Source organism: Caulobacter sp. GW821-FHT09H08, assembly GCF_059415885.1.
Window position 1 is genome coordinate 300,665 of record NZ_JBWKOC010000002.1, and the last position, 14,044, is coordinate 314,708.

General features: G+C 66.6%; 16 protein-coding genes. 13 read left to right on the forward strand and 3 right to left on the reverse strand.

Annotated elements, in window-relative coordinates; all coding sequences use genetic code 11:
• Positions 1–46 precede the first annotated feature (46 nt).
• The 4 genes from AC07NN_RS06655 (at position 47) to hemA (ending at position 3,973) form a co-directional block, all read left to right on the forward strand.
• Complete coding sequence (locus tag AC07NN_RS06655; protein ID WP_494638781.1) at positions 47–847, forward strand: class I SAM-dependent methyltransferase; 801 nt, start codon at positions 47–49, stop codon at positions 845–847.
• An 18-nt stretch (positions 848–865) separates the two neighbouring features.
• Entirely contained in the window at positions 866–1,621 is a 756-nt protein-coding gene (locus AC07NN_RS06660) for a class I SAM-dependent methyltransferase (RefSeq protein ID WP_494638783.1), read from the forward strand.
• 54 nt (positions 1,622–1,675) lie between these two features.
• Entirely contained in the window at positions 1,676–2,569 is an 894-nt protein-coding gene (gene mmsB, locus AC07NN_RS06665; RefSeq protein WP_494638785.1) for a 3-hydroxyisobutyrate dehydrogenase, read from the forward strand.
• Positions 2,570–2,746: 177 nt separating this feature from the next.
• The gene (gene hemA / locus AC07NN_RS06670) at positions 2,747–3,973 is read left to right on the forward strand and encodes a 5-aminolevulinate synthase (protein ID WP_494638787.1); all 1,227 of its coding nucleotides are present in this window, start codon (positions 2,747–2,749) and stop codon (positions 3,971–3,973) included.
• Positions 3,974–4,090: 117 nt separating this feature from the next.
• Here hemA and AC07NN_RS06675 read toward each other — a convergent pair whose 3' ends face one another.
• Positions 4,091–4,537, reverse strand: a complete 447-nt coding sequence (locus AC07NN_RS06675) for a Ros/MucR family transcriptional regulator (protein ID WP_494638789.1) — start codon at positions 4,535–4,537, stop codon at positions 4,091–4,093.
• Between the two features lie 164 nt (positions 4,538–4,701).
• Here AC07NN_RS06675 and glyA point away from each other — a divergent pair, with 164 nt between their 5' ends.
• From glyA to AC07NN_RS06710, 7 genes are all read left to right on the forward strand, one after another.
• Positions 4,702–5,988 (forward strand): serine hydroxymethyltransferase, encoded by a 1,287-nt coding sequence (gene glyA / locus AC07NN_RS06680; protein ID WP_494638791.1) that lies wholly within the window; start codon positions 4,702–4,704, stop codon positions 5,986–5,988.
• 32 nt (positions 5,989–6,020) lie between these two features.
• Positions 6,021–6,494, forward strand: coding sequence for a transcriptional regulator NrdR (nrdR, locus tag AC07NN_RS06685; RefSeq protein WP_492081372.1), 474 nt, complete (start codon positions 6,021–6,023; stop codon positions 6,492–6,494).
• Positions 6,495–6,558: 64 nt separating this feature from the next.
• The gene (gene ribH, locus AC07NN_RS06690; RefSeq protein ID WP_494638794.1) at positions 6,559–7,023 is read left to right on the forward strand and encodes a 6,7-dimethyl-8-ribityllumazine synthase; all 465 of its coding nucleotides are present in this window, start codon (positions 6,559–6,561) and stop codon (positions 7,021–7,023) included.
• Positions 7,020–7,469: a transcription antitermination factor NusB gene (nusB, locus tag AC07NN_RS06695; protein WP_494638796.1), complete on the forward strand. Its 450-nt coding sequence runs from the start codon at positions 7,020–7,022 to the stop codon at positions 7,467–7,469. Before ribH ends, nusB begins: the two co-directional genes overlap by 4 nt.
• On the forward strand, positions 7,456–8,487 hold the full coding sequence (gene thiL / locus AC07NN_RS06700; protein WP_494638798.1) for a thiamine-phosphate kinase: 1,032 nt from the start codon (positions 7,456–7,458) through the stop codon (positions 8,485–8,487). The genes nusB and thiL overlap by 14 nt, the downstream gene beginning before the upstream one ends.
• Before the next feature lie 57 nt (positions 8,488–8,544).
• Complete coding sequence (locus AC07NN_RS06705) at positions 8,545–9,036, forward strand: hypothetical protein (RefSeq protein ID WP_494638800.1); 492 nt, start codon at positions 8,545–8,547, stop codon at positions 9,034–9,036.
• A gap of 245 nt (positions 9,037–9,281) precedes the next feature.
• Positions 9,282–11,417: a sodium-translocating pyrophosphatase gene (locus AC07NN_RS06710; RefSeq protein ID WP_494638802.1), complete on the forward strand. Its 2,136-nt coding sequence runs from the start codon at positions 9,282–9,284 to the stop codon at positions 11,415–11,417.
• Positions 11,418–11,504: 87 nt separating this feature from the next.
• Here the strand turns inward: AC07NN_RS06710 and AC07NN_RS06715 are convergent, their stop codons facing one another.
• The gene (locus AC07NN_RS06715) at positions 11,505–12,047 is read right to left on the reverse strand and encodes a response regulator (RefSeq protein ID WP_494638804.1); all 543 of its coding nucleotides are present in this window, start codon (positions 12,045–12,047) and stop codon (positions 11,505–11,507) included.
• 267 nt (positions 12,048–12,314) lie between these two features.
• Entirely contained in the window at positions 12,315–12,800 is a 486-nt protein-coding gene (locus AC07NN_RS06720) for an outer membrane protein assembly factor BamE (protein WP_494638806.1), read from the reverse strand.
• A 120-nt stretch (positions 12,801–12,920) separates the two neighbouring features.
• Between AC07NN_RS06720 and AC07NN_RS06725 the strand changes: the two genes are divergently transcribed.
• Entirely contained in the window at positions 12,921–13,451 is a 531-nt protein-coding gene (locus AC07NN_RS06725) for a ubiquinol-cytochrome C chaperone family protein (protein ID WP_494638808.1), read from the forward strand.
• Positions 13,436–13,978, forward strand: coding sequence for a YceD family protein (locus AC07NN_RS06730; protein WP_494638810.1), 543 nt, complete (start codon positions 13,436–13,438; stop codon positions 13,976–13,978). The genes AC07NN_RS06725 and AC07NN_RS06730 overlap by 16 nt, the downstream gene beginning before the upstream one ends.
• The last annotated feature ends 66 nt before the right edge of the window (positions 13,979–14,044 follow it).

Sequence of the window (14,044 nt, forward strand, 5' to 3'; positions counted from 1 at the left end):
CGCTAACGTCGCCGCAACAAGAACACGTCGGTTCGGAAGGAATGCCATGCGTAAGCCGCTTCTAAGTCTCGTCGCCGTGCTGGGCCTCGCGGCCTGCGCCACCGAGCCGATGGGGCCGCCGCCGCCTCCGCCTTCCGGTCCCGTCGCCGTCGCGATCCCGTCGAACATCGCCGCCGCCCTGACCGACCCGTCGCGTCCGGCCGCCGACATGGTTCGCGACAAGGACCGCCTTCCGGGCGAGATCCTGACCTTCGCCGGCGTGCGTCCGGGCGCCAAGGTCGCCGACCTGATCCCGGGCGGTGGCTACTTCACGCGCATCTTCTCGAAGTCGGTCGGTCCCAAGGGCATGGTCTACGCCTATGTCCCCGACGAACTGACCAAGCTGGCCAAGCGCGAACCGGCGGTGAACGCCATCGCCCGTGACCCGGCTTTCTCGAACGTGAGGGTGATCCTGAACACGCTCCCGAACTTCTCCGCGCCCGAGAAACTGGACCTGGTGTTCACAGCCCAGAACTACCACGACATGCACGACAAGTTCATGGGCCCGGCGGACCTGGCGGTCGTGAACAAGCAGGTCTTCAAGGCCCTGAAGCCGGGCGGCGTCTTCCTGGTCATCGACCACTCGGCCGAGGCGGGTTCTGGCCTGCGCAACACCGAGGACCTGCACCGCATCGACTCGGCGGTGGTGAAGGCCGAGGTCACGGCGGCGGGCTTCATCTTCGAGGGCGAGAGCAAGGTGCTGCGTGACCCCGCCGACAACCGGAAGACCAACGTCTTCGACCCGGCGATCCGGGGCAAGACCGACCAGTTCGTCTTCAAGTTCCGCAAACCGGCCAACGCCCGTTAAGCCGATGGCGCGCCCAGCATGATGCGTCGCCTCCTTCTCGCCTCCGTGACGGGGGCGACGCTCGTGCTCTTCGCCGGCGCCTTCGCCGCGCCCGATCCCTACGCCATGGCCCTGGCCGATCCGGCGCGTCCGGCGGCGGACGTGGCGCGGGACGTTGACCGGAAGCCGGCCGCGCTTCTCGCCTGGGCGGGCGTGCGGTCCGGCGACAAGGTCGGCGAGTACATGCCGGGGGGCGGCTACTTCACCCGCGTCCTGGCCAAGGTCGTCGGCCCCACGGGCCGGGTCTACGCCTATGTGCCGACCGAGATCGTCAAGCTGGCCCCGCGCTACCTGACGGACGCACGCGCCCTGGCGGCCGAGCCAGCCTTTTCCAATGTGGTGGTGGGCACGGGGACGAACGGCGAGTTCGGCGCGGCCGAGCCGCTGGACGTGGTCTGGACCACCCAGAACTATCACGACCTGCATGGCAAGTTCGCGCCGGCGGGTTCGGCGGCGGCGTTCAACGCCGCGGTGATGAAATCCCTGAAGCCGGGCGGCCTCTATGTCGTGGTGGACCACGCCGCGCCGGCCGGCTCGGGCCTGACGGGCTCGGCGGGGCAGCATCGCATCGACCGTGCGGCGGTGATCGAGGAGCTGACCGCCGCCGGCTTCAAGCTGGTGGGTGAGAGCGACCTCCTGGCCAGGCCGGATGATCCCCGGACAGCCTCCATCTTCGACCCGGCGATCCGGGGGCGAACGGCCCAGTTCGCGCTGAAATTCCGAAAGCCGAACTAGGCTCCAAGAACAAGAGCCGAGAACAAGAACAAAGACATATCGCGGGAGTGAGACATGCGTATCGCCTTCATCGGCCTGGGCAACATGGGCGGCGGCATGGCCGCCAACCAGGCCAAGGCCCAGCATCACGTCCGCGCTTTCGACCTGTCGGCGGCGGCGGTCGAGCGGGCCGTGGCGGCGGGCTGTCATGCGGCGGCGTCGGTGGCCGAGGCCGTGGCGGACGCCGAGGTGGTGATCACCATGCTGCCAGCCGGCCCGCATGTGCGCTCGGTCTATGGCGAGCAGATCCTGACGAACGCGTCGAAGTCGGCCCTGCTGATCGATTGCTCGACCATCGACGTCGAAAGCGCCCGCGCCGTGGCCAGGCAGGCGGCCGAGGCCGGCTTCCGCTTCGCCGACGCGCCGGTGTCGGGCGGCATCATGGCCGCCGAGGCCGGGAGCCTGGCCTTCATGGTCGGTTGCGACACGCCTGACTTCGCCGCCGTCGAGGCCGCGCTGGAGCCGATGTCCCGGGTGACGATCCACGCGGGCGACCACGGAGCAGGGCAGGCGGCCAAGATCTGCAACAACATGCTGCTGGGCGTCTCGATGCTGGGGACCTGCGAGGCCTTCGCCCTGGCCGAGAAGCTGGGCCTGGCCGCCGACCGATTCTTCGAGATCGCCAGCAAGTCGTCGGGCCAGTGCTGGTCGATCACGAGCTACTGCCCGGTTCCCGGCGTGGGCCCCCAGACGCCGGCCGATCGCCACTACGAGGGCGGTTTCGCCACGGCCATGATGCTGAAGGACCTCAAGCTGGCCCAGGAAGCGGCCGCCAAGGCCGGCGCGTCGACGCCCATGGGCGCGCAGGCCGAGGCGATGTACGCCCTGCTCGATGGGAATGGCTTCGGGGGGAAGGACTTCTCCGCGATGATCCAGTTACTGCGCGGAAGGCTGGCCGAGCTGGCCTGAATCGTCCAAGACCGCGCGTCCGTGCGGGGTGTCCATTGACGAAATCAATGCGTCCAAACGCGTAATTCAATTTGCTAGGTAAACGCCCTTAGATGGACAGTAAGGGCGCTTGGTGCGAAAAGCCGAGCCTGGAATTAGGGGACCGTCGGCCCGATCGGCCGCTGGTTTAGAGATGCCATGGACTACAAATCCGCGTTCCGTAGCGCCGTCGACCAGATCCGCGAAGAGGGCCGTTACCGGGTCTTCGCCGACCTGAAGCGTCAGCGCGGCCAGTTCCCGCGCGCCACCTGGACGCGCCAGGACGGCTCGGAACGCGAAGTCGTGGTCTGGTGCAGCAACGACTATCTCGGCCAGGGCCAGAACCCGGTCGTGCTGGACGCCATGAAGACCGCCGTCGACGCCCACGGCTCGGGCTCGGGTGGCACCCGCAACATTTCGGGCACCAATCACGATCACGTCCTGCTGGAACAGGAACTGGCTGACCTGCACGGCAAGGAAGCCGGCCTGCTGTTCACCTCGGGCTATGTCTCGAACGAGGCGACCCTGTCGGTCGTGCAGAAGATCCTGCCCGGCCTAATCATCTTCTCGGACGAGCTGAACCACGCCTCGATGATCGCCGGCATCCGCAACGGCGGTGGCCAGCGCAAGGTCTTCAAGCACAACGACCTGGCGCACCTTGAGGAACTGCTGGCGGCGGCTCCGGCCGATGCGCCCAAGCTGGTGGCGTTCGAGAGCGTCTATTCGATGGATGGCGACATCGCCGACATCGGCGCCACGGCGGCCCTCGCCAAGAAGTACGGCGCCATGACCTATCTGGACGAGGTCCACGCGGTCGGCATGTACGGCCCGCGTGGCGGCGGCGTCGCCGAGCGCGATGGCCTGATGGACCAGATCGACATCATCGAGGGCACGCTGGGCAAGGCGTTCGGTGTCATGGGCGGCTACATCACCGGCGACGCCGACGTGATCGACGCCATCCGCCTGATGGCCTCGGGCTTCATCTTCACGACCTCGCTGCCGCCAGCCCTGACGGCGGGCGCGCTGGCCAGCGTCCGCTGGCTGAAGCAGCATCCGGAAGTGCGCGAGATCCACCAGGAGCGCGCCGCGACCCTGAAGGCGATGTTCAAGGCGGCCGGCCTGCCGGTCATGGACAACGACAGCCATATCGTCCCGGTGCTGGTCGGCGATCCGATCCATACCAAGCTGATCAGCGACATGCTGCTGGCCGATCACGGCGTCTATGTGCAGCCGATCAACTACCCGACCGTGCCGCGCGGCACCGAGCGCCTGCGCTTCACCCCCACGCCGTTCCACACCGACGACATGATGCGCAAGCTGGTCACGGCGATGGAAAAGCTGTGGGCCCACTGCAACGTCGCCCGCATGGGCGGCCACGCGGCCTAAAGGAACGATCAGACCTTCAACTTCGACCGAACCACACATCGTCGAAACGAGAAACGCCGCCGGAGTCCGGCGGCGTTCGCATGTCCCGAGAATTCTTGCCGGGAAAAGGGGACGCGGTCAGCTGCCGCGTCGCACGCCCTTGCCCAGGCCGATCTTCTTGGCGAAGTCCGAGCGACGGGCCGCATAGGCCGGGGCCACCATCGGATAGTCCGGCGGCAGGCCCCATTTGCGGCGGTACTCCTCGGGGCTCATGTCGTAGTGCGAGCGCAGGTAGCGCTTCAGCATCTTCAGCTTCTTCCCGTCCTCAAGGCAGACGATGAAGTCGTGCTGCACCGAGCGGCCGACCGGCACGGCCGGCTTGGCCTTTTCGAGCGGGCGCGGGGCCTCGCCACCGTTATTGAGCGCGTTGAGCGCGTCGTGAACCGTGCGGATCAGTTCCGGAATGGCGGACTGGGACACCGTGTTCTGGCCGACATAGGCCGCGACGATCTCGGCGCTGAGTCCAAGGATGTCGACCTCGTTCGCGCCGGTCGCTTCCGCACCGCCGCCGCCCTGAAACGCCATGAGTTACCCCATTCCCGTTGCTGCCAATGTTACGCCGCGGGGGTTGAACGCCGCCCTGCGGGACTGCAACGCACAGCTGTGGATGTGGTTCCGAGATTGATCGCCGCGCCTATCTCGCTAAAGAGGGCGCCTCTGCTGACTCCCCGTAACGCCTGGAGAGCGTCATGACCCAATCCAACACGAGCGCCTTTTTCGGCGCGGACCTCGCGACCGCGGACGCAGACATCTTCGACCGCATCGGTCGTGAGCTGGACCGTCAGCAGAACCAGATCGAGCTGATCGCCTCGGAGAACATCGTCTCCAAGGCCGTCCTGCAGGCCCAGGGCTCGATCCTGACCAACAAGTACGCCGAGGGTTATCCCGGCAAGCGCTATTACGGCGGCTGCGAATATGTCGACGAGATCGAGACGATCGCGATCGAGCGCGCCAAGCAGCTGTTCGGCGCCGGTTTCGCCAACGTCCAGCCGCACTCGGGCTCGCAGGCCAACCAGTCGGTGTTCATGGCGCTGCTGCAGCCGGGCGACACCTTCCTGGGCATGGACCTGGCCGCCGGCGGTCACCTGACCCACGGCTCGCCCGCCAACCAGTCGGGCAAGTGGTTCAAGCCGATCTCGTACACGGTGCGCCAGCAGGACCAGCTGATCGACTACGACAACGTCGCCGAGGTCGCCCAGCGCGAGAAGCCCAAGCTGATCATCGCCGGCGGCAGCGCCTATAGCCGCGAGATCGACTTCGCCAAGTTCCGCGAGATCGCCGACTCGATCGGCGCCTATCTGATGGTCGACATGGCCCACTTCGCGGGCCTGGTGGCCGGCGGTGTGTTCCCGAGCCCCATCCCGCACGCCCACGTCGTCACCACCACGACCCACAAGACCCTGCGCGGCCCGCGGGGCGGCATGGTGCTGACCAACGACGAAGCGATCATCAAGAAGGTCAATTCGGCGGTCTTCCCGGGCCTGCAAGGCGGTCCGCTGGAGCACGTCATCGCCGCCAAGGCCGTGGCCTTCGGCGAGGCGCTGCAGCCGTCCTTCAAGGAGTACGCCCAGCAGATCATCGCCAACGCCAAGGCGCTGTCGGAAGCCCTGCTGAAGTCGGGCGTCAACATCGTCTCGGGCGGCACCGACAGCCACCTGATGCTGGTTGACCTGCGTCCCAAGGGCGTAACCGGCCGCGACGCCGAGCACAGCCTCGAGCGCGCCCACATGACGTGCAACAAGAACGGCGTGCCGTTCGACACCGCGCCGTTCACGATCACCTCGGGCATTCGCCTGGGCACGCCGGCCGGCACCACGCGCGGCTTCAAGGAAGCCGAGTTCACCCGCGTGGGCGAGCTGATCGGCGAGGTCGTCAACGGCCTGGCCGCCAACGGCCCGGAAGGCAACGCCGAGGTCGAGGGCAAGGTGCGCGAGGAAGTGCTGGCCTTGACGGCTCGCTTCCCGATCTACAACTAATTGCTTCGATAGCGCCGGGGAGGGGCTAGATCATGCGCTGCCCATTCTGCGGCCACGCCGAAAGCCAGGTTAAGGATAGCCGCCCGTCGGAAGACGGCGCGGCTATTCGTCGCCGCCGCATGTGCCCGGAATGCGGTGGCCGGTTCACCACGTTCGAACGGGTCCAGCTACGCGAGCTGATCATCCTGAAGCGCTCGGGCCGGCGGTCGCCGTTCGATCGCGACAAGCTGGTCCGCTCGATCGCCCTGGCGACTCAGAAGCGGCCCGTCGAGGCCGAGCGGGTCGAACGCATGATCAACGGCATCGTCCGGCAGCTGGAAAGCATGGGCGAGACCGAGCTTCCGTCGTCGACGGTGGGCGAAATGGTCATGAAGGCGTTGAAATCGCTCGATGACGTGGCCTATGTCCGCTACGCCTCGGTCTATCGGGACTTCAAGGAGACGAGCGACTTCGCGAAGTTCCTCGGCGAAGAAGGCCTGAGCGACGGCGGCGAAGACGAGCTATAGTTCGTTAATCCCTGATGTGTGCTTTTGGTCGCGCGGCGAGCGTGGCCGTGGAGATTCGAGCTAAATGGTAGAAGACAACATCCGCCTGCTGATCGTGGAGAGCCGAAGCCATTCGGGTATCTCCGACGAGCTGCTGCGCGGAGCCGCCCAGGCGATCGAGGCCCAGGGCGCCGAGTACGACGTGATCACGGTCTCCAGCACGCTGCAGATTCCGACGGCCATCGCCATGGCCGAGGAAGCCGGTCACCGCCCCGTGGGCGTGCGCTATGACGGCTTCATCGCGCTGGGCTGCATCATCCGCGGCGAGACCTACCATTTCGAGCTGGCTGCCAACGAGACCGCGCGCGGCCTGCAGGACCTGGGCGTCGGCAAGCGCCTGCCGATCGGCTTCGGCGTGCTGGCCGTCGACGAGGAAAGCCAGGCCTTGAGCCGGGCCCGGGTCAGCGAAGGCGACCGGGGCGGCGCGGCCGCCAAGGCGTGCCTGGAAACCATCGCTCTGAAGCGTCAACTGCTAGGACAAGCCCGATGAGCGGCGCCCGCATCCAACCGCGCTCGGTGGCGCGTCTCGCGGCCGTGCAGGCCCTGTATCAGATGGAAGTCTCGGGCGCGGGCGTCGATTCGGTGATCCGCGAGTTCAGCGAGCACCGCTTCGACCGCGACGTCGAAGGCGAGCGACTGGCCGCCGCCGACGAGAAGTTCTTCGCCGAACTGGCCAAGGGCGTGGTGTCGAACCAGGCCAAGGTCGATCAGGGCATCGTCAAGCGCCTGGCCTCGGGCTGGCGTCTCGAGCGTCTCGACGCCACGGCCCGGGCCGTGCTGCGCGCCGGGGCCTTCGAGCTGATGTACCGACCGGATGTTCCGACCGAGGTCGTCATCAATGAATATGTCGAAATCGCGAAATCCTTTTTCGAGGGACCCGAGTCAGGCTTCATCAATGGCGCCCTCGACGCGATAGCCCGTGATGCACGAGACTGACGAAGACGATTGGTTCGCTGAAGACGACGCCCCGCCCACGGCGGTGGCGCCCGCGACCGAATTCGATCATATCGCGCGCCTTCTGCGGCCGCTGACGCGGGGCGATCCCGCCGCCTTGGACCTCCTGGACGATGCGGCGGTGCTGCCGTCGCGTCCCGGCCATGACCTGGTGATCACCAAGGACGCCATGGTCGCCGGCGTCCACTTCCTGCCGGACGAGGCGCTTGACGTCATCGCCCGCAAGCTGCTGCGGACCAATCTCTCGGACCTGGCCGCCAAGGGCGCCGAGCCCTACGGCTATTTCCTGGCCGTCGGCTGGCCCTCGGGCTCCGACGTCGCCTCCCGCGAGGCCTTCGCCCGGGGGCTGGCCGAGGACGGCGCGCTCTACGACATCTCGCTGCTGGGCGGCGACACCGTGACCACCTCGGGTCCGCTGGTGATTTCGGCGACCCTGCTGGGCTGGGTTCCGGAAGGCGGGGCGATCCTGCGCCGCAACGCCAGGCCGGGCGACCGTCTGATGGTCTCCGGCACGATCGGCGACGGTTGGCTGGGCTTGCTGGCCCACTGGGGCGAGATCCAGGACGCTGACGGGGCGCTGCTGCGTCGCTATCGCCAGCCCGATCCCCGCGTGACCCTGCGCGACGCCATGCGCCAGCACGCCCGGGCCGCCGCCGATGTCTCCGACGGCCTGCTGGCCGACAGCAGCCACATCGCCAAGGCCAGCGGCTGCCAGGTCCGGGTCGACCTGGAACGCCTGCCGCTCTCGCCTGGCGCTCAGGCCTGGCTGGATCAGCAACCCGAGCAGGTCGAGGGCCGTATCTCGCTGGCTTCGGGCGGCGACGACTACGAGATCATCTGCGCCGTCGATCCGAACGAGGCCTGGGCTTTCCGGGTCGCGGCCGCGGCCGCTGGCGTGAAGGTCAGCGAGATCGGCGAGTTCGTGGAAGGCGAGGGGGTCTCGGCCTACTTCAAGGGCCGCGACGTCACGCCCTCGCGCCTGGGCTGGCTGCACGGCTAAGCGCGGCCCCTGGGCGGTTAGGTTAATCTCAAGGCCTGTCGGTTATGGGAAAGTCCCATGACCGCTCTTCGCACGCCTTCGCGCCGCCTGCTTCTTGCCGCCGTCTTCGCCACGGCCGCCGCGCCCGCCTTCGCCAGCGACAAGAAAGAGAAGAAGGAAGGCGAGGGCCAGGCGCTCGATCCCACCTACAAGCTGGGCTCGATGACCATCCCGATCATCGCCAACGGCCGGATCGTCAACTACGTCTTCGTCGCCATGAACCTGAAGCTCACCTCCGGAACCGAGGTCGAGTCGTTCAAGGACAAGGAGCCGGCGCTGCGCGACGCCATCGTGAAGGCGGCCTACAAGACGCCCTTCACGCGCGCCGACACCTGGAAGGAAGTCGATGGCCCGCGCCTGACCAGTTTCGTCCTGGGCCAGTGCGCCGTGCTGCTGGGCAAGGGCAAGGTCGCCTCGGTCGAGATCGTCAAGCAGATCCCCCGGCAGCAGTTGATGCCGCCCAAGGCAGGCGCCGCCAAGCCGGCCAGTCCAGGCGGCTTGAACCCCTGATTCCGGCCCGAAGGCCAAGCTTTGGGCCTTCAAACGCTTGTACCGACGCGGGTTGCGCGCCTTCCAGCCATCTGACAGTCTCATTTGGATGACGCCGTTCGGCGGTCATTCAGGGAGCATCGAGGGGGCACGAGGCCAAAGGCCCGCCCGTCGATCCGGGCGGCGGTGTGGCGTTCGTCACTTTTCCAGCTGCCAGGACCGGCGTCCCCCTCGTTATTTGGAAGCGCGAAGGGGCGAAGAACCTAATGAGTCTTTGGCTTAATCTGGCCATCGGGGCCGGGCTGTTGGCGGTGCTTTACGGCGCCGTACAATCGGCCAGTCTGATGCGGGCCTCGGCCGGCAATGCACGTATGCAGGAGATCGCCGCGGCGATCCAGGAAGGGGCCCAGGCCTATCTGAACCGCCAGTACACGACGATCGGTATCGTCGGCGTGGTGGTGATCGCCGTTCTGGCGTTCTTCTTCAAATCCTGGGAGCAGCCGGTCGGCTTCGCCCTGGGCGCCATTCTGTCGGGCGCCGCCGGTTTCGCCGGCATGCTGATCTCGGTCCGCGCCAACGTCCGCACGGCCCAGGCCTCGTCCGAGAGCCTGGCCAAGGGCCTGTCGATGGCCTTCACCTCCGGCGCCGTCACCGGCATGCTGGTGGCCGGCTTCGCCCTGATCGGCGTGGCGGGCTACTACGCCCTGCTGCTGTCGACCGGCCATGCCGGCACCGACCGCGTGGTGGTGGACTCGCTGGTGGCGCTGGGCTTCGGCGCTTCGCTGATCTCGATCTTCGCCCGTCTGGGCGGCGGCATCTTCACCAAGGGGGCCGACGTGGGCGGCGACCTGGTGGGCAAGGTGGAAGCCGGCATCCCGGAAGATGACCCCCGCAACGCCGCGACCATCGCCGACAACGTCGGCGACAATGTCGGCGACTGCGCCGGCATGGCCGCCGACCTGTTCGAGACCTATGCGGTGACCACGGTCGCCACCATGGTCCTGGCGGCGATCTTCTTCCGTGGCACCGAAGCGGTGTCTTCGATGATGCTGCTGCCGCTGGCCATCTGCGCGGTCTGCATCGTCACCTCGATCGTCGGCTCGTTCGCCGTGCGCCTGGGCAAGAAGCAGAACATCATGGGGGCCCTCTATCAGGGCCTGATCGTCACCGGCGTGCTATCGATCCCGGCCGTCTGGTACGTGATCCACCAACTGGTGCCGACCGCCGTCACGGTGGGAACCCGCACCTTCGACGCCGACAGCCTGTTCTACTGCGGCATCGCCGGTCTGGTCGTCACGGCCCTGATCGTGGTGATCACCGAGTACTACACCGGCACCAACTTCCGTCCGGTGAAGTCGGTGGCGCAAGCCTCGGTCTCGGGTCACGGCACCAACGTGATTCAGGGTCTGGCCATGTCGCTGGAGTCCACGGCCCTGCCGGCCCTGACCATCATTGTCGGCATCGTCGTCACCTATAACCTGGCGGGCCTCTTCGGCATCGCCATCGCCACCACGACCATGCTGTCTCTGGCCGGCTTCATCGTCGCCCTGGACGCCTTTGGTCCGGTCACCGACAACGCCGGCGGCATCGCCGAGATGGCGGGCCTGCCGCCGGAAGTCCGCGTCACCACCGACGCCCTGGACGCCGTGGGCAACACCACCAAGGCCGTCACCAAGGGCTACGCCATCGGTTCGGCTGGTCTGGGCGCCCTGGTGCTGTTCGCCGCCTATACCGAAGACCTGAAGTTCTTCTCGGCCAATGCGACGCCGGGCAGCTTCTTCGACGGCATGGGCGCGGTGACCTTCGACCTGTCGAACCCGTACGTCGTGGTCGGCCTGCTGTTCGGCGGCCTGCTGCCGTTCCTGTTCGGCGGCCTGTCGATGACCGCCGTCGGTCGCGCGGCCGAGTCGGTCGTGGCCGAGGTCCGTCGTCAGTTCCGTGAGAACCCGGGCATCATGACCGGCGAGGTCAAGCCCGAGTATGGCAAGGCCGTCGACATCCTGACCAAGGCCGCCATCCGCGAGATGATCGTGCCCAGCCTGCTGCCGGTCGTTTCGCCGGTGGTGCTGTTCTTCGTGATCCAGGCCATCGCCGGCAAGGTCGACGCCTTTGCTGCCCTAGGGGCGATGCTGATGGGCGTGATCGTCACCGGCCTGTTCGTCGCCATCTCGATGACGAGCGGCGGCGGCGCCTGGGACAACGCCAAGAAGGTCATCGAGGAAGGCTTCACCGACAAGAACGGCGTCCTGCACACCAAGGGCGGCGACACCCACAAGGCCGCCGTCACGGGCGACACCGTCGGCGACCCCTACAAGGACACCTCGGGTCCGGCCGTGAACCCGATGATCAAGATCACCAACATCGTGGCCCTGCTGCTGCTGGCGGTCCTGGCCCACGGCTGATCCTCCAGACCAGCCTGAAACTGGAACGCCCCGGAGTTTCCTCCGGGGCGTTTTGTTTTCCAGGGCCTTCCTGGGGCGGCGTAGGCGTCAGTAGACGTCTTCGTGGTCCATCTCAGCCAAGGCGTCCTGGATCTCGGCCGGACCCACGCCGCGCCGTTCTTCGCCGGCGAACTCGTGGTCGATCCGGCGTCGGCGGCAGGGGCCGAAATATTCCGTGGCCCGCACGAAGGGGCGCGGGTTGTTCACGATCTCATTGATCCGGTGCATGACCCCACGCGCGGTCAGCGGCTTGGCCAGGAACTCGGTCACCCCGGCCATGCGCGCCTCGTTCAATGTGCGCTGGGTGGCGTGACCCGTCATCATGATGATCGGCACGAAGGGGTTCGGGCTGGCGCTCGACGTGCGAATCCAGCGGATGAACGCCAAGCCATCGACCGGATGCATCATCAGGTCGGTGAAGATGATGTCGATGTCCTGCGCCTGAAACAGCTTCAAGGCCTCGAGGCCATCGCTGGCCTCGCGAATCTTGCGCACGCCCGCAGCTTTCAGCATCGCCCCGACGACCTTGCGCATATTTGCGTTGTCGTCGACGAGCAGTACCGCCACGTCTCTAAAATCCATGCCCTCCACAGTGCGCCTCCCACCGCCGCCGTGAATTCGTCTCGCCAATGCTATGGCGATTGAGTCAGCAAGTGACCCGTTTCGGGTTTAGGAAGTGTTGAAGATGCGGTCCGCTGGCTGAAGGAAGAAGGTCAATTTCGAATTCACAGTAAACTTGACCGGTTTACTTACTGGCGCGGGTGGTGCTCTCGCGTCGCGTGTGTTTGACGCACGAAAAAGCCGCCCACCTTGCGGCGGACGGCTTTTCGAATTTAGTCGTCTTGTCGACGAAGCAGATTAGCGGCGATCGCCCGGACGCTGGCCCGGAGCCTCGTCGTCCTGCGGGAGCATGCCGCCACGGCCGACGTTGCCCAGCAGCTGCTCGAGGATGGTCATCTCGCGACCGCGGGTCGGGGTCTCACGGCCGTTGTAGGCGATGACCTTGCCGTCCTTCAGCGTGTAGGTGTTCACCGAGGCGACCTTTTCGTCGGCCGCGTTGAACTTGATGGCCACGACATCGCGCTTGATCACGCGCGGCATGTAGAAGGCCACCCGGTCGGTCGTCTGCGAGATGTAGTACCAGGTGTTCTGGTCGAAGGTCGAAACCGCCGAGGGCGAGCCCAGCTTTTCCATCAGCGTCGACTTGCTGTCCTCGCCGATCTTCATGTCGGCGGGCTTGGCCTCGATGGCCTGGAAGCCCGAATAGCTCGTCAGCGGCGTACAGGCCGAAGTAGACAGCGCCAGGGCCAGAACAGCAGCGGCGAAAACGGCGGGGCGAGACATCAAGGCTCCGAACCGGAAAAATGCAGACTTTGACCTATCGCCCGCGGGGGCTTAGTTCAATGCCCGCGTGAAAGCGGACCCCGCGCATAGCGGGATGTCGCGGCGAAATCGAGGCGTTTCATGTTTTTGGACAGGTGGCTCAAGCCCAGGCCGGCCAAGGCGGCGGGGGCCAAGCTGTATGCATCGGCCGTGGCGCAGGCCCGGACGGCGGTCTTCTACCGCGATTTCGGCGTCCGCGACTCGATGGAAGGGCGCTTCGAGCTCTTCAGCCTGCATGTCATCTTCCTGGTCGAGCGCCTGAAGGGGCAGGGCGAGGCCGCGGCCGAGACGTCGCAAGCGGTGTTCGACTCGTATGTGAAGGGCCTGGACGACGCTTTCCGCGAGATCGGGGTGTCCGATACCTCGGTCGGCAAGAAGATGAAGAAGCTGGCCGGCGCCTTCTACGGCCGCCTCAAGGCCTATGACGACGCCGTGGCGACCCTGCCGGACTCGGCGGCGACGAGCGAATTCCTGGCCCGCAACGCGCTCGAGGAGCGCGGCGAGGGCGACGTGGCGGCCCTGACCGCCTATGTGATCAAGACGCGCGAGACGCTGGCGGGGCAGTCGCTGGACGCCTTGCTGCAAGGAGATGTGACGTGGCCGAACCCGTGACCGCCCCGTGGCCCTGTGAAATCCCGCTGGCCCAGGTCGACCGTGGCTCCGTCAAGCTGCGCCTGGAGCCGTCGGCCGAACAGCGCAAGGCGATCGCCAAGCAACTGGATCTCGTCAGCCTGGAAGACCTCAGCGCCGAGGTGTTCCTGAGCTCGTGGCTGGACGGGGCGCAGATCTCGGGCGTGTTGCGCGCCCGCGTGGTCCAGACCTGCAGCGCGACGGCCGACGATTTCGAGACGCCGATCGACGCGCGCTTCGACCTGCGTGTGTTGCCGGCCAACAGCAAGAACGCGCCGCAGGACGAGGAAAGCGGTGACCTTGGCGTCGATCCGGACGCCGATGATCCGCCGGACGTGCTGGAAGGCGAGAAGATCGACGTCTCGGGCTATGTCATCGAGCATCTGGCGCTGGAGCTGGATCCGTTCCCCCGCAAGCCGGGCGCGGTGTTCGTCCAGCCGCCCGAACCGGTCGAACTTTCCCCGTTCGCGGCGCTCAAGGGCCTAAAATCCAAGGACGAAGAGGGCTAGGGCCTTCGACTCGACCGCTTGCGTGATATTCACGCGGATGTATCGTCCGCCGCCTTGAGGGCGGCG